The organism is Planococcus citreus (assembly GCF_003664125.1).
GTDB lineage: Bacteria > Bacillota > Bacilli > Bacillales_A > Planococcaceae > Planococcus > Planococcus citreus.
In genome coordinates, this window is record NZ_RCCP01000004.1 from 167,074 (window position 1) to 192,455 (window position 25,382).

A 25,382-nucleotide genomic window follows, 5' to 3' on the forward strand; every position below is an offset into this window, starting at 1 on the left:
GTTGAGAATGTTTTACTCCAAGGAGCAATTCAAAGAAGAATTCAACCGGCGATTAACAGTGGAAAATGGGGATAAAACAGAAGGCACAGCCTATAACGTATTAGGGAAAATGGTTTGTGAACAAGTCCTGCAGGAATGGGACAAGCAGCAAGCAGCCAATCGGGATAGCGGCGATAAGCAATTGTATTATCTGTCGATCGAATTCCTGCTTGGCCGCTTGCTCGGGCAAAACCTCCACAATTTGGGTGCTTACAATATGGTAGAAGAAGCGCTCGGCGAACTCGGCTATAAACTATCGGAAATCGAAGAGCTCGAACAGGAACCGGGGCTTGGAAACGGCGGGCTCGGGCGTTTGGCTGCGTGTTTCCTGGATTCACTCGCTTCGCTTGGCTTGCCCGGGCATGGCTGCGGGATCCGCTATCGCGGTGGTTTGTTCACACAGCATTTTATCAAAGGCTTTCAAGTGGAATTGCCGACCAATTGGATTAAAGAAGGGCAAGGCATTGAAGTACGCAGGGAAGACCTTGCACTCGATATCCCGTTTTATGGGGAAGCCAGCATGACTGTCGAAGAGCAAGGCGTCCGTACGGAACTGAAGAATGCGGTGTGGGTCAAAGCCGTGCCATACGATATGCCGATTGTCGGGGCAAAGGGCGGCACGATCAACACGCTCAGGCTCTGGCAGGCGGAACCGTCCGACCAGCCGTTGCCTTATGGGCTCGGTTATTTGGTGAATGAACTCGAGACCGCTAAAATATCCGACCGTCTTTACCCGGATGACGCACTTGATAGCGGGAAGCTGCTGCGTCTAAAACAGCAATACTTCCTGTGCAGCGCCTCTATCCGCACGATCCTCGCGACACGTAACTTCGATATTGAAGAACTGCCTGAAAAAGTGGCGATTCAAATCAATGATACACACCCTGCTTTATCCGTTCCGGAATTGATGCGGATCTTGATGGATGATTATGAGCTGGATTGGGATACAGCTTGGTCGTTGACGACGCGGACTATTTCCTATACGAATCACACGATTTTGGAAGAAGCGATGGAAAAATGGGAAAGCCGACTGCTGCGCCAGCTATTGCCGCGCGTTTACGAGATCATTGAAGAAATCGACCGCCGTTTCAGGGCCGAATGGGAATCGAAGGAATTGGATGAACAGGCGATCCACAAACTGTCGATCATCGACGGAGGCGTCGTGAAAATGGCCGTCTTGGCAGTCGTGGGCAGCTATAAAGTGAACGGGGTAGCAAAGCTCCATACCGAAATCCTGAAAAAACGCGAAATGAAAGAACTGAATGAATACTTCCCGCATAAATTCCACAACAAAACCAACGGGATCACGCATCGCCGCTGGCTGCTTGCGGCAAATCCGGAGTTGTCCTCACTCATTACCGAACACATCGGCCCTGATTGGATCCAACGGCCTGAACAATTAAGTGAACTCGCGTATCTGGCGGACAGCCGGCCATTTTTGGAAGCATTCCAAGCGATCAAAAAGCTGAAAAAAGAGCATTTGATACATCACCTCGAACGAGAGCACAATACTATCGTTGACCCCGATTCGATTTTTGATATCCACATCAAACGAATCCACGGTTACAAGCGACAACTGATGAATATATTGCATGTCCAACAGTTATACAAGCGCATTAAAAGCGACCCGAATTATCGGCCGTATCCAAGGACCTTCCTGTTCGGCGGAAAATCCGCACCGAGCTATCATTTTGCCAAACAAGTGATCAAGCTGATCAATACGGTAGCCGAGCGTGTCAATAATGATCCGGTCGCCAGGCGCCATCTGCACGTTGTGTTCGTCGAGGACTATAACGTCAGCCACGCAGAGTTCCTGATTCCGGCAGCGGACATCAGCGAACAGATCTCTACGGCTTCCAAAGAAGCATCAGGCACGGGCAATATGAAATTCATGATGAACGGCGCGTTGACCCTCGGGACCTATGATGGGGCGAACGTCGAGATCTTTGACGCAGTCGGCGAACAAAACGCTTTCGTCTTCGGCATGAGTTCAGAAGAAGTCATGCGTTTCGAGCATGACAAAAGCTATAATCCGAAAGACATCATCGAACAAGACCCGTCTATCCGCGAAACCATTGAAGAATTGGCGCGTGGAGAATGGTCGGATGGCCCCCATAATTCCGATTTCATCGTACGCCAATTGACAGAACACGGAGACCCGTTTTTCGTCCTGAAGGACTTAGCGGACTATGCAAAGACGCATGACCGTGTGCTCGATGCATACGAGCATCCTGTCGAATGGGCGAGCATGTGCGTAAGGAATATCGCCGCTTCCGGCATTTTCTCAAGCGACCGGACGATCCAGCAGTATTCCGAAGAAGTATGGGGATTGTCGAAAGTTCCGACTAACTGAAACCGGCAGGAGGATGAGCAATGGCACAAGCAAGTTTCGATAATACCGATCTGGCTGATTACAAAGCGAGCGGCGCGTTGGAAGGGAAAGTGGCGATTGTCACCGGTGCCAGCAGCGGCATCGGGCAAGCGGTCGCGATCGCCTATGCAAAAGAAGGGGCGCGTGTGGTCATTGGCTATCTTGATGACGAAGAAGGCGCCGAAAAAACCTTGGAGATCATCCAATCTTACGGCGGCGAAGGACGTGCTTTAGGAGGAGACCTTGGAAAATCCGAAAATTGCGATGCGCTCGTGAACTTTGCGCTCGATGAATTTGGCGCGGTGGATATCGTCGTCAACAACGCCGGGTTCCAATACCCGCAAACTTCGCCGCTCGATATCAGCGATGAGCAAATGCTGAAAACCTTCGAGATCAAGGCGTTTGCGATGTTTTACTTGGTGCGCGCAGCTTTGCCTCATTTGAAAAAGGGATCACGCATCATCAACACAGCTTCCATCAATGCTTACCGGGGGCATTCGGATCTCATCGACTATTCGGGGGCAAATGGGGCGATGGTCGCGATGACCCGTTCCTTGGCAAGACGGCTCGTCCGCGAGGAAATTGCGGTCAACGGCATCGCGCCGGGCCCCATATGGACGCCGCTCATCACGAAGACTTTCGGGGATCTGAACCCGGACGTCGCATCCGATTTTGGAGAAGACGTGCCGGCGGGGCGCCCAGGGCAGCCATATGAACTCGTGAAAGCCTATGTGTTCTTGGCAGATCCGCAAAATTCCTATATGACCGGGCAATTTTTGCATATGAACGGCGGCGACTATATGTCGACGTGAAAGCACGGGGATATCCCGTGCTTTTTTATATGGAGTTTCCGTGTTTTTCGTGAGCTGTGGTAAAATTCGGGTAAGAGGTGGAAAACATGCAAAAGCTAATGTGGCTCGCCGTTTTATTGCTGGGTTTAGTGGGCTGCGTCCCGCTTGGCGAACCGGCTAACCCGAAACCGGCGGAACCGGAGCAAAAAGCCGCGCCGGAACAACCAGGCGGGCTTGCTGTCCATTATATCGATGTCGGCCAAGGGTCCGCTGCCTATCTGGAATGGGACGGCTATTCGATGCTGATCGATGCCGGCGATTGGAACGCTAGTGATGTGCTGATGTATCTGGACAAACTGGAAGTCGAAAAAATCGATATCGCGGTCGGGACCCATCCGGATGCCGACCATATCGGCCAATTGGCGCGTGTCATCGAGACTTACGAAGTCGGGGAAGTGTGGATGTCGGGAAACCCGAGTTCCTCCAATACATTTATCCGGACGCTCGAAGCAGTCGATGAAGCCGGAATCCCATATGAAGAACCGCGGCGCGGGGACGAATACGAAATCGGGTTGCTGGAAATCGAAGTACTCCATCCCGAAGAATTGAGCGGCGATACAAATGGCGATTCGCTGTCGTTCCGCATCAGTTACGGGGAGACAGCATTCATCTTTACAGGCGATGCCGATATCCAGGCGGAGCAGGAAATGGTCGCCAGCAACTTGCCGCTGGAAGCGGATATTTTGTTGATGGGCCATCATGGCTCCAATACGTCCACGGACTTGGAATTTTTACAGGCAGTCGAACCTGATGTGGCGATTTACAGTGCGGGCATTGATAATCCATATGGACATCCTTACGCTGAAGTGCTGGCATCAGTGGAAAATGAAGGGGCGGAAGTGTATGGCACTGACGTCAATGGCACAATCGTCGTCGAGACGGATGGACAGGAATATAGCGTCGAAACTGACCGGGAAGGCATCGCCAAAGAAGGCAGCAACCGCTGTGTGGACATCAATGGAGCCTCAACTGCGGAGCTGTCGGAGCTGACAGGAATCGGAGAAGCATTGGCGGAAGCGATCATCGATGAGCGTCCGTTTGAAACGCTTGATGAACTGACGCGTGTCAGCGGCATTGGCGAAGGAAAACTCGCCGGATTGAAAGAACAGGGACTAGCTTGTGTAGGGGAGTGAGCGGATGAGAGGGGTATTGGATCGTTTTGAAGACGGCGGCGTGGCCGTCATCATCGCAGAACAAGCCGGGCGTGAATTCCATGTGCCACTGCGCTATTTGCCGGAAGGCAGCAGGCAGGGGATGTGGTTCACGCTGAGCATCGAAGACGGCCGGGTCGTGGATATCGAAGCAGATCTTACGCAGGCGAATGAGCGTATGGATAAAGCTGAAGAGCTGATGGCGCGTTTGCGCAGCAAAAACACAGGCAGCCGTTTCAAGCGAAAATGATAAAGCGTATGGAGATTTTTTCTCCATACGCTTTTCTTGTGCTTATTTTTTAATGGATGCGAGTTCGGTCAGTTCCAGGTGATAGTCCGCTACTTCATTGCCTTTATAGAGATTGGTCGTATCGGTGAAATAATTGGAAATGGCAGCGTCGAATTCCTGGCCTTTAGCCGGCAAAGCGACGCGGAAATTCATCTCATATAATAATACGGCAATGTCATGGTAGGCATCGCTTGTCACTTTGAAGTCACACGAGATCTGTCTGCGGCCGTCCGTTAAGCTGCGAAGCTCAAGCTGATCTGTTTCGATTCGGCGGCCGTTCAATTGAATGATTTCGCTCATCGTCTATTCCTCCGTTCCGTTTACTGAAAAAACATTATAGTAACGGTACCATGAAAAAAACACCAAAGCACAATCATGTGCTTTGGTATTAGCTTTTTGAGAAAGATAAGAAATCGTATTTTCCGAAGCTTATCGCTCGCTTACCGTGGGCTCGCGCCCAAGCCTCCTCAGTCGCTTTGCGCCTTGCGGGGTCTCGGTCGTCTCGCTTTACCACTGGAGTCGAGCGAACGCTTCTCCAAATACTTAGAAAGATCATTGAGTATTGAATGTGAAAAATGATCTATGTTTTAAATTACAGTGGTCATAGACTTCTTCAACACACTAAATGTTAAAGCACAATCATGTGCTTTGGTGTCTGATTTTTTCTGCGCGTGTTTCTTGTCGTTTCGGTTTCTTGATATCGGCATAGATCAATGCGCCGACGAGGAACAAACCTAAGTATCCGACAACCGGATAGAACATGCTGACGAGTTTTGTGAACCCGACAAAGCTCAGGACGTAAGCGATGACTCCGACGATGATGACGAACGTACGGAATTTTGCTGTCCCCATCGGCACGAAGCGTGCGGAGAACGAAAACAGCATGCTGACGCCGGTGTTATAGATCATGCCGAACAAAATGACCGACATGAAGACGCCGAGGGCAGGCGACAAATCATCTGCGATTTGCAGCATCGGCATTTCTGCCGTGCCGACGACATCGACTTTCGAGAAAATCGCCAGATGGCTCAAGATGATCAGGATACCAAGCCCAAGCCCGCCGATCAATCCGCCGCGTGCCGCAATCTTTTCATCTTTTTCCGTCCCGCCCATGACGATGGCCATCGATGCGCCGACCGCGATGTTGAAGGAGACGTAGTTGATCGCAGACAACCACCAGTTTGCAACCGCAGATTCCTGTTCTTTGGCGATGGACTCAAGCGCTGAAAACGAACCGTCCATCGTCACTAGGCTATAGGCAGCGAGTGCGATGACTGACAGAATCAGGAACGGCGTGATGCTCCCGATGATGTTGATGACTTTTTGGACATTCAACATGATCGTCAAGATGATCAAGGCGGCCATGACCGTGCTGCCCAGAGCAGCTGACCAGCCGAATTGCTGGGAGAAAATCGAACCGGCTCCAGCGATCATGACAACCCCTACGCCGAATAAAGTCAAAATAATGATGTAATCGACGATGGTGCCGATCAATCGGCCACTGATGCCGAAAATGGCTTCTTTGTGGGAAGTGGTACGCATGCGGCTGCCGAGGCGCGTCAAGCTCATCCCGAGATAAGCGAAAAATGCGGTGGCGATCACTGCTGCCACAGTTCCCATCATTCCAAAACTGGTGAAATACTGCAGGATTTCCTGCCCGGAAGCGAAACCGGCACCGACAATGATGCCGATAAAGGCGCTGCCCATTTTGATACTTTTAAACATCTTGCTCCCCCTCATTAAGCGTGCAAATTTACTTATTTGAAAATTAACCTTTTTCAAATATAGCAAAATTAAAACGTTTTCACAAACCTAATTCGGAAAACAAGAGTATTTTACTAGTTATTCAGTAAGGGCTATGTAGCTAAATAATATTTGTGATATAGCATTTTTTGGAAAGTAAATAATAGGTGACAAAAAAATCCCGCACAGCTCTATGCTGTGCGGGATTTTAGGTGATCATCAATGATCTTTATTGGCCACAATGACCAATTTTCCTGTGTCGAGCACTTCTTCGTACTCTTCAGCTTCCTGTTTTGTGAGGCCGGCTGATTCCAATTTCGCGCGCAATTCATCTCCGCGTGAAGAAGTCATGTTTTTCATGCTGTCGAGGAAGCCTTGTTCTTTCATGCCAACCGATTCTGTATCTAGTGCTTTCGTGATGTCTTTCGTGCGTTTAGGGTCGTGAGCGAAAATATAGATGTCGTCATGCGTGAATCCTTGTGTTTCAAGCTTTTCAATTTCTGCTTTTGCTTGTACCGCGTTTTCAACTGATAGTTTAATTACCAAAACGAATCCCTCCAATATTTTCTTCTTACTTCCTATATACCACGTGCCAAAACTCTTAAACTATGCGGCGTGTGTTGAAATGATATACTGGGGAAAAACGGGAGGAGTGGTGACCATGAAAATTACGCCAATCGGGATTTGGGGCGGCTACCCGAACAAAAACGAAGCGACCTGCGCTTACTTGATCGAACAGGACGGCTACCGCTGCCTGCTCGACTGCGGCAGTGGAGTGGTTGCAGCGGTGCAGAATTATACGGAACTGAAAGACATCGATGCGGTCGTCATCAGCCATTACCACCCCGACCACGTGGCGGATATTGGCGTCTTGCAGCATGCGGCGATGGTCGGCATGCAATTGAAGGAATGGAATGTGCCTTTGCCGATCTATGCGCATGATAAAGACAAGGAAGGATTCGCTTCATTGTCTTATAAAGGCGTTACGGAAGGGCGTGCGATTCACTCGGACGACACGCTGGATATTGGGCCGTTCCAGGTGACCTTCTGCGAAACGGACCATCCTGTCTACTGCCTGGCGATGCGCTTCACGAATGGGGAGCGGACAGCGGTCTTTACGGCTGACACGGCATGGAAAGACGAACTCGTGCCGTTTGCTGAATCCGCTGACTTGCTCGTCGCAGAATCGAATTTATACGAAAAATACCTCGGCATCATCCAAGGCCACATGAGCGGCAACCAGGCGGGAAAACTCGCCTCAGAAGCTTCAGCCAAACAGCTGCTGCTTACCCATTTGCCGCAGTACGGCGAATTGTCCGAAATCCTTGCGGAAGCGAAGAAAACTTACAGCGGAGATGTATCATTCGCTGAAATCGGCAAAAGCTATCAATTATAGGCAGAGCAGATAGTTTGAATTTGAAGGAATTTCCTCCTATCCTTATATCATCCGAATTGGATGAAAGGAAGTTGACACATGACACAACAAACAAAAGAGCTTGCAGTATCCATTCTGGATCTGGTGCCAGTACGCCAAGGCTTTCCGATGGTGCAAGCGTTCGAAGATATGAAAAACCTTGCCCGCCATGCCGAGCAGTTCGGCTATAAGCGATTCTGGCTGTCCGAGCATCACAATACACCGACGCTCGCGAGTTCCGCGACGTCGATTCTCATTTCCAAAGTGCTCGAAGCGACCGAGACGATCGAAGTCGGCTCCGGCGGCATCATGCTGCCGAACCATACGCCGCTTGTCGTCGCCGAACAATTCGGCACGCTTGAGACGATGCATCCCGGACGCGTGAATCTTGGTCTTGGGCGCGCACCGGGAACGGATATGCAAACCGCCCGCGCGCTTCGCCGGACAACACAGGAAACTGCGTTCCAATTTCCTGAAGATGTCGAAGAATTGCAGCGCTACCTCGGCCCGCTCGAAGCACAGGAATCCGTGAAAGCCTATCCAGGCGTAGAGACGGAAGTACCGTTATTCATTCTAGGCTCAAGCACATCGAGTGCCGTGCTCGCTGCGAAGCTCGGATTGCCGTATGCGTTTGCAGCGCATTTCGCCCCGCAGCAACTCGAGTCGGCAGTCGCCATCTATCGCAGCCGCTTCGAGCCTTCCGATACATTATCAGAACCGTATGTCATCGCTTGTGTGAATGTGGTCGGGGCCGAAAGTGCAGAAGAAGCGGAGCAGCTTTCGACATCGAGCGACCAGTTTTACTTGAACGTCGTCCGCGGCACGAAAAATCCATTGATGCCGCCTGTAGATACAATGGAAGGCCGCTGGAGCTATGCAGAAGAAGCGATGGTCAAATCGATGGCGCGCTATACGTTCAAAGGGAATGCCGAGCAATTGGGAGAACAAATCGGCCGTTTCGCCGGTTCATTGCCAATCGATGAATTGATGGCTGTTTCCTATATCTATGACCAGGAAAAACGTGTGCGTTCTTACGAAATCCTAAAACAAGCGGTATCGAATACTGTTCGATTGCCATGAAATGTTCACCTTACCGGCGGCAACAGCCGCTCGGCTTCATGTATAATACTAGTGAAACTTGAAGTTTAAAGGTGGTAGTAATGTTATGGACTTTCTCTATTTTCCTGAAGATAAATCAGAATATATTCCGGGAATCATCTCGGTCGTCATCATTTTCATCCTATCGATCCTGATCGTCCGCCTGTTGACGAAAGCATCGCGGAAGCAAGTCAAAAAATTGAACGAGCAAGGATACCCGGTGATTTACGACCGCGGTGAGACACGGGAAGATGCTGATGAGCAAGCAACAGCAGAACGGCAAGCACATCCGAATACACCGGAAGAGCCGAAAGACACAAACGGCCCGCCGACCAAAAAGCCCTGACGTTTCAGGGCTTTTTCTCGTTAGTGGAGCGTGTATACTGAAACAATACTTTAAATGAAAAGAGTTGCCATCATGACAAAAAATTTAGCGGGCGGTTTTCAATGGGCGATTTTTCTCATCGCTTCATCCATTGCAGCCCCCATCGCCATCGCAAACATCTTCGGCATGGACACTGCCGATACCGCGCTGTTCTTACAGCGCACCATCTTCGTCCTCGGTATCGCCAGCCTCATCCAGGCCTTTATCGGCCACCGCTTGCCAATCAACGAAGGACCGGCAGGGTTATGGTGGGGCGTGTTTATCGTCTACGCCGGACTTGTCGGCGTCTTGTACTCAACTGCTGAGGAGTCTTTGCAAGTGCTGCAAAGCGGCTTGTTCTATAGCGGCATTCTATTTATTGTTTTCGCAGTCACGGGTGTAGTGGATAAGCTGAAACAATTTTTCACTCCTACAGTCACGTTTATCTATTTACTGCTGCTTGTGCTGCAGATCAGCGAATCGATCATGAAAGGCCTGTTTGGTATTTCATCGGAAGGGGATTTATTGGATGTGCGGGTGCTGTTGGCAGCGGTCGCTGTCATTTTAATCACTTTCTATTTCATGTTCCACCGTTCGGCTTTTATCAGCCGTTATTCAGTACTGTTATCCATCGCTTTTGGGTGGCTGTTGTTTTGGGCGATCGGCAAAGCGCCAAGTATTCCCCGAACTGACGGGGCATGGATGACATTCCCCGACATGCTGGTCTTTGGCCCGCTCGTCTTTGACGGGGGAATGCTGGTCACGACCTTGTTCTTGACCATCTTGCTCATCGCCAATATGATGGCTTCGGTCCACGTGATGGAAAGCTTGCTGAAAAATGCTTTTTCCATCCAGTCAGAAGACCGCATGAAGCAGGCATCGGTTGCCTCAGGGCTGAACCATCTGCTTGCAGGGCTTTTTTCTTCTGTTGGCCCTGTGCCGATTTCCGGTTCGGCTGGGTTTGTCAGTGCAACAAGGACTCCAGGACTGCGCCCGTTTATCGTTGGCGGCGTCATCGTCACGGGCATCAGTTTGTTTCCTCAATTGATGGCCGTGCTCGCCGCTTTGCCGGCTCCGGTTGCCTATGCAGTCATCTTTGCGATTTTCTCCAAAATGGTGGAAATGGCTTTCAACGCGCTTGAAGCGGAACCAAATCGTAAACGATCTTATAAAGTGGCGGCTTTTGGTCTGATGACAGGTGTTGGTTTGATGTTCATCCCGACAGAAAGCATGGCCGGGCTGCCTTCAGCTGTCGCGGCCATTTTATCCAACGGGTTGATTTCAGGCACCATCATCGCCATCATTATCGAACAAGTAATGATTCGGTTCGTACGTGTGAAATAAAAACAGGCGGCATAAAGGGAGATCCTTTATGCCGCCTGTTTTGTATTAATTTTGCTGTTCGATTTCTTCAGTTAAGCGTTCGAGTTCATCAATCAATTCGCCTATATAGGCGATCGTGTCGCGCAGTGGCTGTTCGGTCGTGATGTCGACACCCGCCATCTTGGATAATTCGACAGGAGTTTTCGTGCCCCCTGCATTCAATACGTCGATCCATTCATCGACGGCAGGCTGCCCTTCCGACAAGATGCGCTTGGACACTTGCGTGGAGATGGTCAGCCCGGCACTGTAGGTATACGGGTAAAGGCCCATATAATAATGCGGCTGGCGCATCCACGTCAATTCCGCGCCTTCTGTGACTTCTACATCGTCTCCCCAGAATTCTTCAAGTACGCCGCGTTTCAGTGCATTGAGTACACCTGCGTTGACGTTTTCTCCGGCATCGATCTTTTTATACACTTCGCGTTGATAAGCCGCTTCAAGCAAATGGGTGACGAAGTTATGGTAATAGGTTCTGGCGACAATCGATGAAATGACCCAGCGCTTGAATTTCGGGTCTTCGGAATTCTTCAGCAAATGATTCGCCACAAGCATTTCGTTCATCGTCGATGGCGCTTCGATAAAGTACAGCGAAGGGCGCGCGTTGAATAGGTTCTGTTCGCGGTTCGCGTGATAGAAATGACCTGCGTGACCGAGTTCATGCGCGAGGACAAATACTTCGTTCATGCGGCCGGTCCAGGAAATGAGGATATACGGATGGTCGCCGTAAGGGCTTGCGCAAAATGCGCCCGTCGACTTGCCTTTGTTCTGGGCAAAATCGATCCAGCGTTCATTGTACGACCGTTCCACCATATTCAAATAATCCGTTCCCATGATGCCGAGCGCTTCATTGATATACTGTTTCGATTCCTCGACTGTAATTTCTGGATCGTATTCCGGATCCAAGGAAATCTTCAAATCGGCGAAGGTCATTTTGTCCAAACCGTGCGATTTTTGCAGCAGGCGTGCGTATTTGCGCATATGGGGCGCCAATTCCGTCTGGATCAAATCGATTTGACGGTCATAAAGCGTGCGGTCGACTTCCTGGTTGAATAGCAGGTACTCGAAAATGTCCTCATAACCGCGCAAATCGGCAGTCGTTTTTTCGGTCTGTAATTGCATATCATAAGTTTTGGCCGTCGTGTGCTGGTAATCGCGCAGCTTATCGGAAAACGCCTTGAATGCGGCGCGCCGCAGCTCGGTATCGGTTTCCGCTTCCCAGTCACCTTCGAACGACACATAGCTGAGCGGATAGGATTTGCCGCCTGCTTCAAAATCCGGGAAATCCATATCAACCATTTTCGTCGTATTGTATAGCTCGTAAGGCGCTTGGAAGACAGAGGAGTAGGAAGCCAATGCTTTTTCCGCGGCCGGATGCAATTGATGCGGTTTTTTGCGCAGTAATTTCTTCAAATAGCCTTCAAACTCTTTGGATTCTGACATCGCCTGTTTTAGCGTGTCTTCCGGCAATTCCAGCAGTTCGCTCGTCACAAAAGCGAGGCGGCTGCCGATCTTTGCGGAAAAAGCGCTGTATTTCCCGGTGCGCATCTGTGCTTTCGCATCGGTTTGGTCTGTGCTGTAGGACAGGCTTGCAAAAGTGCCCGGGGCGACCAGTTTTTCGGCAATTGCCAAATACGCTTCAAGTGCTTCCAATGCCGACTGGGCGTCGGTGATCTGGCCTTGGAACTTCTCGGCATAGGCTGCTGTTTCCTGGTCAAGTTCTTCCAAAGCGGCATCGAATGCTTCAGGACTTGCCATTAAGCTTTCTAAATTCCATGTTTCTTCTATAGATATTTCTGAACGTGGCGGTAAACTTTTAACCAATGATTTTCTCTCCCTTGTATTCCGGATGTCGAACTAATTCTAAGTATAATGTCCAAATCATGAAAAGTAAAAAAAGTTTTAAAATTAATAAGAAAATTATGAAAAATAGGTTTAAGCGATAAATGGGGCGGGTATAAATCAGTACAAGGCGGAATGACCGTCAGAAGACACGAGCGGTTTTTACCGGAATCGCCTTCTGATGAGAATATGCACAGCCTTGGCGGAAAATTTGCTTTACTGGCGATATAGCTCTTGTCGGGAACCAGATGAAAATGGTTCAGCCTAAGAAGTTTCAACAGTAAGAGGTAGGTTTTTTGTGTAAGTGCAACTGAACGCCTGGCTGCAAAGTCTATTGATCACTGAGAGGTATATGTGAGAAATCCAAAGACGGCCAGCGCCATTAAACTGCATAGGCGGGAGTTTTACATCGCCAACATGTACGTTTGTAGAAGAATTGAATAGAATTTTCCGCGTGCGAAAATCCTCCACGGACGAATCGGAGGATAAGGTAAGGAAGAGCATGATCCGAGTTTATCGGGTCATGCTTTTTCTATGCCTTCTGGCAGGCATCTTTCGCGATCATGTGGAATAGAGCAGAGGATAACTTTTGCAAAAGGAGTGGACGAGATTGAGTGAAACGGTAGAACATGCAATTCAAGATGAGTATGGAAAAGATTTTGCCTGGTGCTACGGATGCGGCCGCCTGAACGAAGACGGGCTTCACTTACGGACAGGATGGGATGGCGAAGAAACCGTGACTTTCTACGAACCGCGGAAAGAACATACGGCAATTCCCGGATTTGTTTACGGGGGATTATTGGCTTCGCTTGTGGATTGCCACGGCACGGGATCGGCGTCGCTCGCCCTTCACCGTAAAAATGGGCATGAGCCTGGCAGCGGGGAAGAGCCGCCGCGCTTCGTGACAGGTTCATTGCATGTCGATTTCCTGAAGCCGACGCCTCAAGGCAAGACCTTAAAAGCGGTAGGGAAAGTTGAAGAGATCCATCCGAAAAAATTCAAAGTGAATGTGGAAGTATTTGCAGGGGGTGTAAAAGTCGCAAACGGCGAAGTGGTTGCCGTGTTGATGCCATCGACTTTCACTTCTTGAAATGAAATGGGCGCCGGAGCCATCCGGCGTTTTTTTATGCGTTTTATTCCTTAAAGTCTATAAGACTTGTAGGGATTAAGAGGATGCTGTATGCTCAATGTATTCAAAGCTCTATTTCTAAGGAGGAACCCGGATGACGGAGAAAGTTTATGTAATTCATGAAAACGAAGAATGGACAGTCCATTTGTTTCGGCGCTTGGAAGAGCTCGGCGTGCCCTATGAAGATTGGTTTACCGACGCTGGATCGGTCGATTTAACGAATGAGCCGCCGCAAGGGGTGTTCTATAACCGCATGAGTGCTTCTTCGCATACGAGAGGGCATCGCTTTGCGCCTGAAATGGCCGAAGCGAAAATCGCCTGGCTCGAGCGCCACAACCGGCGCGTCGTCAATGGCAGCCGCGCACTCCGGCTTGAAGTGAGCAAAGTGAACCAATACATGGCGCTTGACGCAGCGGGAATCCGGACGCCGAAAACGGTTGCGGTGAGCGGGAAGGAACAACTTCTCGCAGCTGCTTCGGCTTTTGAAGGCGAATCATTCATTACTAAGCATAACCGTGCCGGAAAAGGGCTTGGTGTCCGGTTGTTCCATTCATTAGAAGCGCTGGAGGAATATGTGGGCGGTGGTGAATTCGACGAATCCGTGGATGGCATCACTTTATTGCAGCAATATATTCAAGCACCTGAGCCGTTCATCACGCGCTGCGAATTTGTCGGCGGCAAATTCCTCTACGCGGTGCAGGTGGATACATCGGAAGGGTTCGAATTATGCCCGGCCGATGCATGCCGGCTTGAAGACATCTCCTGCCCGGCAGATGGTGCGTCGGAAACACGCCCGAAATTCCAGATCATCGAAGGATTCGATGATCCAATCATCGCCAAATACGAACGCTTCCTTGAAGAAAACGGTATTGAAGTGGCCGGAATCGAATTTATTCAAAATGCCGATGGCGAATTGTTTACTTACGATGTCAACACCAACACCAATTACAATGCCGATGCGGAAGCAGAAAGCGGCACGTACGGGATGCTTGAATTGGCGAAGTATCTGGAAAATCAGCGGCAAAACCTTGCCACTTTTGCAAAGTAAATGGAGATTAACATGAAAAGAACGGCCGGATGCAAATTCGGCCGTTCTTTTCATATTGTCGATAAAGTTAAGAAGCCGTATTTTCCACAGCTGATCTCAAGACCCTGTGGGCAGGAGAGCTTCCTCGTCACTAAAAAACCGTCTACTCAACACAGCTTCGCTCATTCATTGCCTGTGGGCTGGACGTTTACTTCCCGCCATTCAAGGGAACGGTTGAAAAAAGGGATTTGTTTGCGGAAGGGAGTGAACTCGCGATGGATAAAGAAACGCAGGAAGTGGAAGAACGGACGCCTTCAGAAGTGGAAGATGTGGCGGACGTGGAAAGCAAGGAATTAAAAACGGCGTCGAAATTCGATGGCATCTATAGCCGTGTCTCCTCGAACCGCCTGGAAAACTTGCGCACGACCCACATCGAAAACAAGGCGAAGGAATTGGCGCGCAAAGGCCACCGCTAAACTATTCCTCGCGCGGTAATGTTGCCATGGCGTTTGCGACTTCAAACGCTAAATCGTCGTTGCCGAATGATTGCAGTACTTCGAGCAGGACATCACCGCTGATGTCGTATTCAAATGCTTCGGTTTCTTCCATTGCTGTTTTCAACAGTTGATTTTCAGCCTGTGCTGGGTATGCTGCCGTATAAAGTGCGAGCGGGTCGATTTTATGGTTGACGCACCATTGCACAAAGACGCGGACCATCGTTTCTTCGTCTTGCTGGTATTTCTTGATGATGAAATCTTCACGGCTTTCGTATTCCATGCGGGTCACTCCTTTTACAGAATCTTGGGATGTTTTCACAATAGCAGATAAATCACTCGGTTGCATGGACTTCCTGCATTGTTTGCTCTAGAATGGTCCATAGCACTGATAGTATCGGAGGGGAAAGAATGAAATTACTTCAAGTACGTAAAGGTCAATTCGTCTACTACAACAACGAATTGCACAAAGTTTATTCCGTTAAGCCGCTCGCTAAAAAATCGGTTTTGATGTTCCGCGTCAAGGACATGGAGCAAGTAGCAAGCCGTGCAGACGAAGTATCGCTCTATAAGCCGAAACATATGGATTCGTTCCTGTTCTTCGGGGAGCGCTACACATTGCGCGAAGACGTTTCCGCAGAAGAAGGCGGCTACATCCTGATCGCCAAGCCGGACCCGGATTATATGGACCATTATTCCTTGAATGAGTTCGAGAAAATCGAATCGGTTGAAGGCAAGAATGTCATCACGACAAGACAGAACACGGTCAAGTCGAGAGAATTTTTCGTGATGGTTCCGGGAGAAGAGCAAGGCAGCAACGACATTGCATATTACGATAAAGGGAAAGTGTCAGCAGAACAGCAGCAGCATGACGCACAGCTTGCAGATGATTTGCGCGACAGAAGTTCAATCCGCCCGTCAATCGGCGATGTCTATTTGAATCTTGATAACACAGGCACGGCCATGGTCGTCGCGATCATGGGTGAAGAAGTGACACTTGGAACAGGTGACAAGCTGACGTTCCACGACTTGCATAAAGCGGACAACTGGAGCTACCTCTACAACGTAGCGGACGGCGATTTCCGTTAATAAAAAAAGACGGCAAGTGAATGAACGAAGCAACCGCTGAGTTCATTCATTTGCGACGCATCTGCCACGCAGATGTGGGAGCACAGTTGTTATGGGAAGCTTGAGCAAAATGAAAGTTAAACATTTGGAGTTTCTCGATACTAAAAAAGGGAGCCGCAGCGGCTTCCTTTTTTTTATGCTTTATTTCACCAGAACATCCTGGAACTCTTCTGTGCGCTCGATTACTTTTTTGGCGTATGGGCATTGCGGGTCCACTGATTTGCCTTCGTTTCTTGCATGCTCAACCATTTTGCCGACCAGCTCTTTGCCCATGCCTTGGCCGCTAAGCTGCGGGGCCACTTCGGTATGATCAACCGTTAGTACATCGCCGTTTTCGACGTAGCTGACAAAGCCGACTTCCTCTGAACCGTCGATCATGGCAATGCGATTGTCTTGATGTTGAAAATCCATTTCAATTTCCTCCTTTTTAAAAAAGCATTCTACTTAAAAGGTATTCCCGTTCTTTTCAATAATATGCATAGCGGGTATGAAAGAAAAAAGGAGGGATGGCATGGAAGCCAATCAACAAGAACAACAGGCAGTCAACCAGATCGAAGAAGTCTTCGGTGAGCATAAAGGCTATCGGCGCGCGCATGCTAGAGGCGCAGGATACAGAGGACTGTTCGAAGGCAGCGGAGAGGCCAGTGAATTGACCGATGCTGCGCATTTTCAAAATTCAAAGGTGCCGGTATTTGTGCGTTTTTCCCATTTCTCGCCGGATCCCACTTGGGCGGATGCCATGTCGCCAGTCAAAGGCATGGCAGTCCAATTCAAGATCGGGCCGGAAGAGGTGACAAATATCGTGTCGGTGACTTCACCGGTGTTCTTTACCCGTTCGCCGGAACGCTTCATGGAAATGCTTGAAGTGTCCCGCTCTTTTCAGAAGGGCCGTCCGGAATTAGGAGAGCTGGCAGAGCTGCTGACGGATTTTCCTGAAGTGAGAGCGATGTTCTCGAGCGTGAAGAAAATGACGGTGCCAGAAAGTTTTGCGACAGGCATCTACCATTCCATCCATGCGTTCTATTTTGAAAAGGAAGGCAAGAGACAGGCAGTGAAATATGTATTCGAGCCGGATGCAGGTGAAGACAAGCGTTCATTAAAGGATATGAAAGACTTGCCTTTCGGCTATTACGAACGGGAATTGGCTGAGCGAACCACACGCAGCCCCGTATTTTTCAAGCTGTATGCCATCATTGGTGAAGCAGGCGATCCGACGGACGATCCGACGCGCGATTGGCCAAAAGACCGTGAACGCATCTTTCTTGGGCGATTGATGATCGAAGCGCCCGACGAGCAAGCTGAACAAGCCTTGTATGATCCAACCGCAATGACCGCAGGCATCAGTTGTTCGGAAGATCCGATTCTCCAGTTCCGCCGCGGTGCATACCGGCATTCTTACGAAAAACGCACAGCCGAAAATGAATGAACGGAAAGCGGTCTGAAAAGATTGCTGAAAATGTGCTTCTAAAGTAAAAGACAACCCGCTACATATCAGCGGGTTGTCTTTTTTAATAGAGCTTTCCTTGTTTATGCAGCACCGTCGATAAACGCTGTACGGCATGGATAAAACAAGTTTCGCGAAGTGGATATGGATTCCCGAAATATTGGGGAAGGATCGTGTCCATCGTTTCCTGCATTTTTTCCAACAACAGGCGGAATACTTCCGATTCTTCGTGGTATTGGGTTTCGCGGCCTTGCAGCCATTCGAGATAGGAGACGATGACACCGCCAGCATTGGCTAAGATATCCGGGATGATGATAACCCCTTCATTGTCCAAATACTCATCGGCAACACGCGTCGTCGGTGCATTTGCGCCTTCTACGATGATCTTGGCTTGGATGTCCTCCATATTGCCTTGGTGAATCTGGTCTTCAAGCGCCGCCAAAAAGAGTACATCGACAGGTAAAGTCAATAATTCTTCGCGCCCCCGGATTTCTGCTTTTATGCCAGACTGGTCAAGTTCTGCTGCATCTTTCGGCAAATCTCCCCGATTGCCGGAAGTAAAAGCGATCAAACTTGGTATATCGAGGCCGTCTTCATTATACAGCGTGACATTGCGATCGCTGACGGCGATCACTTGATTGTTCAAGGCGCGGCATTGATAGGCTTCAAGTGCAGCGACAGATCCGACGTTCCCGAACCCTTGGACCGCCATTTTCAAGGGACGTTCCGCATGCTCCAAAGCTGTCTGCGCAAACAGGTTCCCGGAATTTTTCAGATGCTCTTTGTGTGCCAATACGTAATCGTGGATCAAATAGCGGAAAGTGAAATAGACGCCTTTGCCGGTCGCTTCCCGGCGTCCGAGCGAACCGCCGTTGACAACACTTTTTCCGGTGAAGCTGCCGAGATAAGGCTTGCCGTGGTGGATCTTTTTATACTCCGCCATCATCCAGTCCATTTCGCGTTCGCCAGATCCCATGTCGGGTGCTGGAATGTCTTTATCCGGCCCGATGACATCGGCAAAATAGCGGACATATTTACGCGAAACGATATTTAATTCCTTTTCGCTGTAATTGCGCGGATTGATGACGATGCCGCCCTTGCCTCCGCCGAAAGGCACTTGGTGAAGGGCATTTTTCAAAGTCATCAAAAAGGCCAAATTGACGACTTCATCTTCATTGACGCCTTCATAAAATCGGATGCCCCCTTTATATGGCCCTAAGCTATCGTTATGCTGCACACGGTAAGCGGGAATTCGTTCGATTGTCCCGTCTTCTCGCGGGACACGTAAAAATGATTTATGGATATTGTTCGGTGTGGAGATAATTGCGCTTAATGAGTTAAACGCTTGAGTACGGACCCCGTCGGTCAAATCAGGTAAAAATTCCTTTTTTTCGTATAAGGCATCGAGTGACTCCTGAATGATTTTCTTCGTTTCTTCTTCCAACGTGAGCACCTCCAAGATATTCATACTTCCTTATACCCCTTGGATGCGGCGTTAAGCTTAAAAAAAACCGCCGTTGTTTAACGGCGGTCGGGAATTTATTTTTTGCGCTGCATCAATTGATGCTCAGTGTTCAAGGCTTTGAACAGCGCGATGACCATCAGGATCATGACGAACGAAAACGGTAAAGCCGCAATGATGATGGTGTTTTGCACAGCTGTCAAACCGCCTACAGAAAGCAGGATCGCAGCGACGAGTGACTGGGCGATGCCCCAAAGGATCTTAATCTGGTTGCTCGGAAGCAACGAACCTTTTGTCGATTGCATGCCCAGGACGAAAGTCGCTGAGTCTGCAGATGTGATGAAGAATGTGCTGACGAGCAAGATCGCGATAATCGACATGATGATCCCGAGCGGCAATTGGCTGAATGTCGCAAACAAAGTTTGTTCGGTCGGGAAGGCGGTCAAGTCGACACCGCTTTTTTGGATATCGATCGCAGTGGTCCCGAATGCGCCAAACCATAGCGAACCGAAAATCGTTGGAGCGAGGACAACGCCGATCAAAAACTCGCGGATCGTCCGGCCTTTGGAAACGCGGGCGATGAACATGCTGACGAATGGCGCCCAGGAAATCCACCATGCCCAGTAGAAGATTGTCCAGCCATCGAGCCAGCTGCGGTTTTCCGCATCAAGCGGTGCAGACTGGAAACTCAAGCTGATCAAATTCTGGACATAAGCCCCGAATGTTTCCGTAAAGAGATTGAGGATCAGAATCGTCGGGCCCAGAATGAGGACCAATACCAGCAAAACGATGGCCAGGACCATATTGGTATTGGATAAATACTTGATTCCTTTGTTCAGTCCCGACCAAGCCGAGATGATGAACAAAAGTGTAACGACACCGATGATGACCATCTGCACCCAGTATTCCTGGGGTGCGCCGAATAGGTAAGCAAGCCCGCCGTTTATTTGGGCAGCCCCGAAGCCAAGCGATGTGGCGACGCCAAAGACGGTGGCGAATACAGCCAATACGTCAACTAATGTGCCAAGCGGGCCGTTCATGCGATCGCCGAACAGTGGCTTCAATGTGGTCGAAATCAGAGCTGGCTGCCCTTTGCGGAATTGGAAGAACGCCAGGGACAGTGCGACCATTCCATACATGGCCCAGACGTGGATGCCCCAATGGTAGTAAGTACGCTGCAAAGCTTCCTTGAAAGCTTCATCCGTTCCGGGTTCAGCTGTCGCTGGCTGGATGGCGAAATGAGACAGCGGTTCAGAAGCGCCGTAGAAGACGAGCCCGATGCCCATTCCGGCTGAGAACAGCATGGCCAGCCAAGTAAATGTGGAAAATTCAGGCCGGTCCGAATCCCGGCCGAGGCGGATTTTGCCGTAGGGGCTAACGATGATGACGATGACAAAAATCAGCAGAAGCGCCATGATCATCAAATAATACCAGCCGAAAGCTGTATTGATATAAGTTCGGATTGTTCCTGTAGCCTGTTCAAATACTTCCGGCGCGATAACTCCGAAGCCGACGGTCAAAATGACAAGTGCGAATGCGATATAGAAAACTTTAGTTGCTTTGTTCATGTTTCCTCCTATGATGTTTTTTTAACATAACTATTAAAGGTATAGGAATGCGGAAGAATAGTCAAATGCTTAGCAGATAATAAAAACTTGTGATTTGATATTCTTATTTGGGAAAATGAGGATAATAAAATCCCCTGCACAGATTGCGCAAGGGAGTCATTCACCAGCCGTTCCATTCGTTTTGCTGTTCCTCTTCCGCGACGATGCGCAGATCATCGGCCGAGATGATGAGGATGTCGTATTCGTTCTTTTCAGCATAGCGTTCGGCTTCTTGTTTGATGAACTTCGGCGAGCCTTCCGTTTCCTCGTCGTAAATCAGCAGGATGCCGTCGGAATTTCGGAGGAAGAACTTATTTTTCTCGACAAACTGCCACGGTGCCTCATAAGGCTTGTTCGTCAAACTGCGGTGGAAATCGGCTTGGGATAACAGGAATTCGTATTTTTCCTGTTTCGCTTCGTCCCAGTTTTTCTCCTGGTCCTCGAAAGGTGTAAGAATGGCGAAATGCAGCTGTGGAAATTCCTCCTGCAATTCGATCACCACTTCAGCAGCCCAAGTTTCGACGCCCAGCTGGCCGCTCAAGATCACCCATTCGAGCCCTTCGTCGACCAGTGCGCGCAGGCGGTTTTCGAGCGCTTTCTTGATAAAGCGCACCCCTTCGTGCTTGTCGTCGAATATGCCGAGCTCATGTGGTTTATAGCCGGTGATGACTAAGCGTTTGAGCATATCGTCTCCTCCTTTATGCAAATCAGTGTTATCAGTTTAACGCATTTTCTTCCATTATGGAGAATGCACGGCTCGTTTGCATTACCAGTCTTTGTGTAACTGAATATTCGCTTTATGGTAAGCTGAACGAAAAAAGGAGTGAGATCAGTGGCCAATATTGAAGAGGTAGAGCAGGCAAGAAGCCGCATTCAAAACATCATCCATAAAACGCCGATTGTGCATTCACAGTCGCTCCAGGAAAAATGGGAGCGCCGAGTGTTCTTTAAAGCCGAGCATTTGCAGAAGACGGGCTCGTTCAAGATTCGCGGGGCGGCGAATGCTGTGACGAATGCCGTATCGAACGGGGCGACGCTCGTAACGGCCGCTTCTTCCGGCAATCACGGACAAGCGGTCGCTTATGTGGCCAACGAGCTCGGCATCTCCTCTGTTATCGTCGTGCCGACGGACGCAAGCCCGGCAAAAGTCGCAGCGATCAAAGCATATGGCGGACGGGTGGAATATTGCGGCACGACTTCAGCGGAGCGGATTCCGCATGCCAAGTCGCTGGCGAACCAACTGAGTGGCGTCTACATTCCCCCGTATGACCATCGTGACATCATCGCTGGACAAGGAACAGTCGGCTTAGAGATAGTCGAACAAATGCCGGATGCCGATGTCATCGTGGTGCCTGTCGGCGGCGGCGGATTGATTTCGGGCATCTTGACGGCAGTGAAAGCACGGCGTCCGGATGTATTGGTGATCGGCGCAGAGCCGGCGCTTGCGAATGACACGGCCTTATCTTTGGAGCGGGGAGAGATTACAGCGATCGGCCCGACCGAAACGATTGCCGACGGCTTACGGACCTCGCAGCCCGGCGACTTGACCTTCCCGATTGTAAACGAGTTGCTCGACGGGCTGGTGTTGGTGGAAGAACAGGAAATCATTGAAGCGATGCGCGATATCGCTGTCCGCACGAAGCAGCTGGTGGAACCTTCAGGGGCAGTTGCCGCAGCGGCCATCATGTCGGGCAAAGCAGGCACGGCGGATCAAACCATCATCGCAGTGATTTCAGGCGGCAATGTCGACCTCCCGCGTTTTGCGGCGCTGTTGAACGCTCCTGAAAATGAATAGATCGAATTGCTTTGAGCCGAGCCCTGATTGTGATGGGGCTCGGCTTTTTGGCGCGGGTAGGCGATTGCATAATGGCGATGAAAACGGTAACATAAAGTTTAAGTATTCTGAACATACCGACTAGTCGGTATTTATAATGAAGGGGGAAGCAATATGCCAGTAATGGATTTATTCGATTTAACCGGAAAGACAGCAATCGTGACAGGAGGCGGCAGGGGGCTTGGTGCACAGATTGCAGAAGGATTTGCGGAAGCCGGTGCCAATGTGGTGCTATGTTCACGCAAAGTGGAAGCGTGCGAGGAAGTCGCTAAGCAACTCGAAGCGAAGGGCGTGAAAACTTTGGCGCTCGCTTGCGACGTCACCAATCCACAAGACGTTAAAAATGTTGTCGAGAAGACTGTCGAGGCGTTCGGGACGGTCGATATCCTCGTAAACAATTCAGGGGCTTCCTGGGGAGCGCCTGTGTCAGAGATGCCGCTTGAAGCATGGAATAAAGTGATGGCGGTCAATGTGACTGGCACGTTTCTTATGAGCCAGGCTGTTGGGGAAGTGATGATTTCCCAAAATAGCGGAAAGATTATCAATATCGCTTCGGTCGCAGGGCTCGGGGGGATCGACCCGCAGCTGATGGATGCAATCGGCTACAATACAAGCAAAGGCGCGGTCATCACATTTACAAAAGATTTGGCGGCGAAATGGGGGCGCCATAATATCAAGGTCAACGCTATCGCACCTGGATTCTTCCCGACGAAAATGTCGAAAGACGTGATGAAGCACGGCGAGCAAGGCTTGCTGGCGAGGACGCCGTTAAACCGTTTCGGGACAGACGAAGACTTGAAAGGCGCGGCTTTATTCCTGGCAGCGAGAGCATCGGATTACGTGACGGGCGATGTCGTGATGGTCGACGGCGGCATGCACGCCATGTAAGGAATCGGCCACTGGATGCAATACATATTTGAACAACAAAGGGGACGGAGAAGATGAAAGCTGAGGCGAATGTATACCGGGGCGCTGATTTCTTGATAAAAGCCGCGGGTCCGATCTTTACACCTGAACAGTTTACCGATGAACACAAAATGATTGCGAAAACAGCGAAGCAGTTTCTGGAGAAAGAAGTGCACCCGCACAACGAACGGCTGGAGAGCCAGGATTTTGAACTTGTCCAGGAGCTCTTTCACAAAGCGGGAGAACTTGGCTTGCTCGCGCACAGCATTCCGGAAGCTTACGGCGGGCTTGGGCTCGATAAAATCAGCAAAGGGCTGGTCGGCGAATCGCTCGGACCGGCAGGCGGATACGGCGTGGCGCATTCCAACCATACATGCATCGCGACCTTGCCCATCACGTATTTCGGCACGCCAAAACAGAAACAATATTATTTACCGAAACTTGCAAGCGGCGAATTTATCGGAGCGTATTGCCTGACAGAACCGGGAGCGGGTTCGGATGCCTTAGCTGCCCAAACGACTGCGGTGCTGAATGAAGAAAGGACGCATTATTTGCTGAATGGTTCGAAGTTGTACATCACCAACGCCGCGTTTTCCGATACCTTCATTACCTATGCGAAAGTGGACGGCAAAGCGTTCACGGCATTTATCGTCGAAAAGAAACATCCTGGCTTATCGCTCGGGCCTGAAGAGCAGAAAATGGGCATCAAAGGTTCCTCGACGCGCCCGGTTATTTTCGAAGATTGTAAAGTTCCGGTGGAAAACGTGCTTGGAGAAGTCGGAAAAGGCCATCTTGTGGCATTGAACGTCCTGAATCTCGGCCGCTTTAATTTAGGGTCGGCCTGCATGGGCGCTGCTAAATTCAGTTTGTCGCTGGCGCTTGGCTACACGCAGGAGCGCAAGCAGTTTAATCGCGCCATCTCGGAGTTTTCGGCGACGCAAGAGAAAGTGGCGAAGATGGCTGTGCGCATATTCGCTTTGGAATCGTTGCAATACCGGACCGCGGGCTATCTTGAAGAAGCGCTCGGCGGATTGTATGAATCGCAGGACCACGGATTGATCGCCAAGCGGATGATGGAATATGCCGCTGAATGCGCCATCTGCAAAGTATACGGTTCAGAAACCTTGGATTTCGTCGCGGATGAGAGCCTGCAGTTGTTCGGCGGCTACGGCTATATCCAGGAATACAAAATCGAGCAAGTGTACAGGGATTCACGCATCAATCGCATTTTCGAAGGCACGAATGAAGTCAATCGGCTGCTCGTTCCGGGCAATGTATTGAAAGCTGCCTCAAAAGGCGCGCTTGACCTGGAAGCAGCAGCGACGCAAGCAGTTGAAGAAATGCAGACGCCGGAAGTGCCGTATATCGGAACGCTTGCCCGCGAAACGGAAGCCGTGCGGGCGATGCGGCGCGTCTTCCTCAGTATGCTCGGGCTGGCCGCAAAATCTTACGGCCCAGGGATCGGGGAGCAGCAAGAAGCGCTTTTGAAACTCGCCGACCTTGCGATTGGCTTGTATGCCGCCGAATCAGCCGTCGCGCGGACGCAGCAAGCGCTCGAACAGGATGAAAACAAAGCTCAGCATAAAGTGGAGATGACCCAAGTGTTTATCGATGATGCCTTGCTCGAAAGCGAGATGACGGCGCGTCAAATACTCCAAGGCATGACGGAAGGAGAAGAACTGGCGCACTATACAGCGATGGCGACCGACGAACTCAGCCGCTTGCAACGCGGCGGGACAGTTGCAGCTAAACGCCAATTGGCCCAAACGATTTATCAGGCAGGGCAGTATATCAGCTAAGGGGGAAACG

At 50.1% G+C, this 25,382-nt stretch carries 25 protein-coding genes; 16 read left to right on the top strand and 9 right to left on the bottom strand.

Annotated elements, in window-relative coordinates; translation table 11 throughout:
* Positions 1-7: 7 nt before the first annotated feature.
* The 4 genes from DFR62_RS13075 to DFR62_RS13090 all read left to right on the top strand — a co-directional run bounded on the left by DFR62_RS13075 (position 8) and on the right by DFR62_RS13090 (position 4,662).
* Positions 8-2,392 carry a glycogen/starch/alpha-glucan phosphorylase gene (locus tag DFR62_RS13075; RefSeq protein ID WP_121300795.1) on the top strand — a complete coding sequence of 795 codons (2,385 nt, stop codon included), beginning with the start codon at positions 8-10 and terminating at the stop codon, positions 2,390-2,392.
* 20 nt (positions 2,393-2,412) lie between these two features.
* Positions 2,413-3,222 carry an SDR family oxidoreductase gene (locus DFR62_RS13080; protein WP_121300796.1) on the top strand — a complete coding sequence of 270 codons (810 nt, stop codon included), beginning with the start codon at positions 2,413-2,415 and terminating at the stop codon, positions 3,220-3,222.
* A gap of 86 nt (positions 3,223-3,308) precedes the next feature.
* Positions 3,309-4,394 (top strand): MBL fold metallo-hydrolase, encoded by a 1,086-nt coding sequence (locus tag DFR62_RS13085; RefSeq protein WP_121300797.1) that lies wholly within the window; start codon positions 3,309-3,311, stop codon positions 4,392-4,394.
* 4 nt (positions 4,395-4,398) lie between these two features.
* On the top strand, positions 4,399-4,662 hold the full coding sequence (locus DFR62_RS13090) for a DUF3006 domain-containing protein (protein WP_121300798.1): 264 nt from the start codon (positions 4,399-4,401) through the stop codon (positions 4,660-4,662).
* Positions 4,663-4,704: 42 nt separating this feature from the next.
* On the opposite strand, the gene DFR62_RS13095 is transcribed toward DFR62_RS13090, so the two are convergent.
* The 3 genes from DFR62_RS13095 to DFR62_RS13105 form a co-directional block, all read right to left on the bottom strand.
* Positions 4,705-5,001, bottom strand: a complete 297-nt coding sequence (locus tag DFR62_RS13095) for a DUF3219 family protein (protein ID WP_121300799.1) — start codon at positions 4,999-5,001, stop codon at positions 4,705-4,707.
* 339 nt (positions 5,002-5,340) lie between these two features.
* On the bottom strand, positions 5,341-6,426 hold the full coding sequence (locus tag DFR62_RS13100; RefSeq protein ID WP_121300800.1) for a YkvI family membrane protein: 1,086 nt from the start codon (positions 6,424-6,426) through the stop codon (positions 5,341-5,343).
* A gap of 237 nt (positions 6,427-6,663) precedes the next feature.
* The gene (locus DFR62_RS13105; RefSeq protein ID WP_121300801.1) at positions 6,664-6,990 is read right to left on the bottom strand and encodes a YflT domain-containing protein; all 327 of its coding nucleotides are present in this window, start codon (positions 6,988-6,990) and stop codon (positions 6,664-6,666) included.
* A gap of 115 nt (positions 6,991-7,105) precedes the next feature.
* On the opposite strand from DFR62_RS13105, the gene DFR62_RS13110 reads away from it, so the two are divergent.
* The 4 genes from DFR62_RS13110 (at position 7,106) to DFR62_RS13125 (ending at position 10,664) form a co-directional block, all read left to right on the top strand.
* Complete coding sequence (locus tag DFR62_RS13110) at positions 7,106-7,840, top strand: MBL fold metallo-hydrolase (protein WP_121300802.1); 735 nt, start codon at positions 7,106-7,108, stop codon at positions 7,838-7,840.
* Positions 7,841-7,918: 78 nt separating this feature from the next.
* Complete coding sequence (locus DFR62_RS13115; RefSeq protein WP_121300803.1) at positions 7,919-8,938, top strand: LLM class flavin-dependent oxidoreductase; 1,020 nt, start codon at positions 7,919-7,921, stop codon at positions 8,936-8,938.
* Positions 8,939-9,023: 85 nt separating this feature from the next.
* Positions 9,024-9,302, top strand: coding sequence for a hypothetical protein (locus DFR62_RS13120; RefSeq protein WP_121300804.1), 279 nt, complete (start codon positions 9,024-9,026; stop codon positions 9,300-9,302).
* Positions 9,303-9,374: 72 nt separating this feature from the next.
* A complete protein-coding gene (locus tag DFR62_RS13125) occupies positions 9,375-10,664 on the top strand; it encodes a purine/pyrimidine permease (protein ID WP_121300805.1) in 1,290 nt (429 codons plus the stop codon).
* Between the two features lie 45 nt (positions 10,665-10,709).
* Here DFR62_RS13125 and pepF read toward each other — a convergent pair whose 3' ends face one another.
* Entirely contained in the window at positions 10,710-12,524 is a 1,815-nt protein-coding gene (pepF, locus tag DFR62_RS13130) for an oligoendopeptidase F (protein ID WP_121300806.1), read from the bottom strand.
* Between the two features lie 628 nt (positions 12,525-13,152).
* Here pepF and DFR62_RS13135 point away from each other — a divergent pair.
* From DFR62_RS13135 to DFR62_RS13145, 3 genes are all read left to right on the top strand, one after another.
* Complete coding sequence (locus tag DFR62_RS13135; RefSeq protein WP_121300807.1) at positions 13,153-13,632, top strand: PaaI family thioesterase; 480 nt, start codon at positions 13,153-13,155, stop codon at positions 13,630-13,632.
* Between the two features lie 133 nt (positions 13,633-13,765).
* Positions 13,766-14,719 carry an ATP-grasp domain-containing protein gene (locus DFR62_RS13140; protein WP_121300808.1) on the top strand — a complete coding sequence of 318 codons (954 nt, stop codon included), beginning with the start codon at positions 13,766-13,768 and terminating at the stop codon, positions 14,717-14,719.
* A 254-nt stretch (positions 14,720-14,973) separates the two neighbouring features.
* The gene (locus DFR62_RS13145) at positions 14,974-15,174 is read left to right on the top strand and encodes a hypothetical protein (protein WP_121300809.1); all 201 of its coding nucleotides are present in this window, start codon (positions 14,974-14,976) and stop codon (positions 15,172-15,174) included.
* A gap of 1 nt (position 15,175) precedes the next feature.
* On the opposite strand, the gene DFR62_RS13150 is transcribed toward DFR62_RS13145, so the two are convergent.
* The gene (locus DFR62_RS13150; RefSeq protein ID WP_121300810.1) at positions 15,176-15,475 is read right to left on the bottom strand and encodes a hypothetical protein; all 300 of its coding nucleotides are present in this window, start codon (positions 15,473-15,475) and stop codon (positions 15,176-15,178) included.
* 128 nt (positions 15,476-15,603) lie between these two features.
* Here DFR62_RS13150 and DFR62_RS13155 point away from each other — a divergent pair, with 128 nt between their 5' ends.
* A complete protein-coding gene (locus tag DFR62_RS13155; RefSeq protein WP_121300811.1) occupies positions 15,604-16,281 on the top strand; it encodes a hypothetical protein in 678 nt (225 codons plus the stop codon).
* Positions 16,282-16,461: 180 nt separating this feature from the next.
* On the opposite strand, the gene DFR62_RS13160 is transcribed toward DFR62_RS13155, so the two are convergent.
* Complete coding sequence (locus DFR62_RS13160) at positions 16,462-16,731, bottom strand: GNAT family N-acetyltransferase (RefSeq protein ID WP_121300812.1); 270 nt, start codon at positions 16,729-16,731, stop codon at positions 16,462-16,464.
* A 100-nt stretch (positions 16,732-16,831) separates the two neighbouring features.
* Between DFR62_RS13160 and DFR62_RS13165 the strand changes: the two genes are divergently transcribed.
* The gene (locus DFR62_RS13165) at positions 16,832-17,746 is read left to right on the top strand and encodes a catalase (RefSeq protein WP_121300813.1); all 915 of its coding nucleotides are present in this window, start codon (positions 16,832-16,834) and stop codon (positions 17,744-17,746) included.
* A gap of 82 nt (positions 17,747-17,828) precedes the next feature.
* On the opposite strand, the gene DFR62_RS13170 is transcribed toward DFR62_RS13165, so the two are convergent.
* From DFR62_RS13170 to DFR62_RS13180, 3 genes are all read right to left on the bottom strand, one after another.
* Positions 17,829-19,232, bottom strand: a complete 1,404-nt coding sequence (locus DFR62_RS13170) for a Glu/Leu/Phe/Val family dehydrogenase (RefSeq protein WP_241663044.1) — start codon at positions 19,230-19,232, stop codon at positions 17,829-17,831.
* 71 nt (positions 19,233-19,303) lie between these two features.
* Positions 19,304-20,794 carry a glycine betaine uptake BCCT transporter gene (locus tag DFR62_RS13175; protein WP_121300814.1) on the bottom strand — a complete coding sequence of 497 codons (1,491 nt, stop codon included), beginning with the start codon at positions 20,792-20,794 and terminating at the stop codon, positions 19,304-19,306.
* A 160-nt stretch (positions 20,795-20,954) separates the two neighbouring features.
* A complete protein-coding gene (locus DFR62_RS13180) occupies positions 20,955-21,518 on the bottom strand; it encodes an SLOG family protein (protein ID WP_121300815.1) in 564 nt (187 codons plus the stop codon).
* Between the two features lie 147 nt (positions 21,519-21,665).
* Here DFR62_RS13180 and DFR62_RS13185 point away from each other — a divergent pair, with 147 nt between their 5' ends.
* The 3 genes from DFR62_RS13185 to DFR62_RS13195 all read left to right on the top strand — a co-directional run bounded on the left by DFR62_RS13185 (position 21,666) and on the right by DFR62_RS13195 (position 25,372).
* Complete coding sequence (locus DFR62_RS13185; protein WP_121300816.1) at positions 21,666-22,628, top strand: threonine ammonia-lyase; 963 nt, start codon at positions 21,666-21,668, stop codon at positions 22,626-22,628.
* Between the two features lie 153 nt (positions 22,629-22,781).
* Positions 22,782-23,555 carry an SDR family oxidoreductase gene (locus DFR62_RS13190; RefSeq protein WP_121300817.1) on the top strand — a complete coding sequence of 258 codons (774 nt, stop codon included), beginning with the start codon at positions 22,782-22,784 and terminating at the stop codon, positions 23,553-23,555.
* A 53-nt stretch (positions 23,556-23,608) separates the two neighbouring features.
* Positions 23,609-25,372 (top strand): acyl-CoA dehydrogenase family protein, encoded by a 1,764-nt coding sequence (locus DFR62_RS13195; RefSeq protein WP_121300818.1) that lies wholly within the window; start codon positions 23,609-23,611, stop codon positions 25,370-25,372.
* The last annotated feature ends 10 nt before the right edge of the window (positions 25,373-25,382 follow it).

Coding starts and splice junctions, on each gene's coding strand:
- DFR62_RS13195 (WP_121300818.1), top strand. CDS start 23,609: ATGAAAGCTGAGGCGAATGTATACCGGGGCGCTGATTTCTTGATAAAA.
- DFR62_RS13090 (WP_121300798.1), top strand. CDS start 4,399: ATGAGAGGGGTATTGGATCGTTTTGAAGACGGCGGCGTGGCCGTCATC.
- DFR62_RS13190 (WP_121300817.1), top strand. CDS start 22,782: ATGCCAGTAATGGATTTATTCGATTTAACCGGAAAGACAGCAATCGTG.
- DFR62_RS13175 (WP_121300814.1), bottom strand. CDS start 20,794: ATGAACAAAGCAACTAAAGTTTTCTATATCGCATTCGCACTTGTCATT.
- DFR62_RS13170 (WP_241663044.1), bottom strand. CDS start 19,232: ATGAATATCTTGGAGGTGCTCACGTTGGAAGAAGAAACGAAGAAAATC.
- DFR62_RS13100 (WP_121300800.1), bottom strand. CDS start 6,426: ATGTTTAAAAGTATCAAAATGGGCAGCGCCTTTATCGGCATCATTGTC.
- DFR62_RS13115 (WP_121300803.1), top strand. CDS start 7,919: ATGACACAACAAACAAAAGAGCTTGCAGTATCCATTCTGGATCTGGTG.
- DFR62_RS13145 (WP_121300809.1), top strand. CDS start 14,974: ATGGATAAAGAAACGCAGGAAGTGGAAGAACGGACGCCTTCAGAAGTG.
- DFR62_RS13180 (WP_121300815.1), bottom strand. CDS start 21,518: ATGCTCAAACGCTTAGTCATCACCGGCTATAAACCACATGAGCTCGGC.
- DFR62_RS13155 (WP_121300811.1), top strand. CDS start 15,604: ATGAAATTACTTCAAGTACGTAAAGGTCAATTCGTCTACTACAACAAC.
- DFR62_RS13120 (WP_121300804.1), top strand. CDS start 9,024: ATGGACTTTCTCTATTTTCCTGAAGATAAATCAGAATATATTCCGGGA.
- DFR62_RS13110 (WP_121300802.1), top strand. CDS start 7,106: ATGAAAATTACGCCAATCGGGATTTGGGGCGGCTACCCGAACAAAAAC.
- DFR62_RS13150 (WP_121300810.1), bottom strand. CDS start 15,475: ATGGAATACGAAAGCCGTGAAGATTTCATCATCAAGAAATACCAGCAA.
- DFR62_RS13085 (WP_121300797.1), top strand. CDS start 3,309: ATGCAAAAGCTAATGTGGCTCGCCGTTTTATTGCTGGGTTTAGTGGGC.
- DFR62_RS13140 (WP_121300808.1), top strand. CDS start 13,766: ATGACGGAGAAAGTTTATGTAATTCATGAAAACGAAGAATGGACAGTC.
- DFR62_RS13165 (WP_121300813.1), top strand. CDS start 16,832: ATGGAAGCCAATCAACAAGAACAACAGGCAGTCAACCAGATCGAAGAA.
- DFR62_RS13075 (WP_121300795.1), top strand. CDS start 8: ATGTTTTACTCCAAGGAGCAATTCAAAGAAGAATTCAACCGGCGATTA.
- DFR62_RS13095 (WP_121300799.1), bottom strand. CDS start 5,001: ATGAGCGAAATCATTCAATTGAACGGCCGCCGAATCGAAACAGATCAG.
- DFR62_RS13080 (WP_121300796.1), top strand. CDS start 2,413: ATGGCACAAGCAAGTTTCGATAATACCGATCTGGCTGATTACAAAGCG.
- DFR62_RS13125 (WP_121300805.1), top strand. CDS start 9,375: ATGACAAAAAATTTAGCGGGCGGTTTTCAATGGGCGATTTTTCTCATC.
- DFR62_RS13160 (WP_121300812.1), bottom strand. CDS start 16,731: ATGGATTTTCAACATCAAGACAATCGCATTGCCATGATCGACGGTTCA.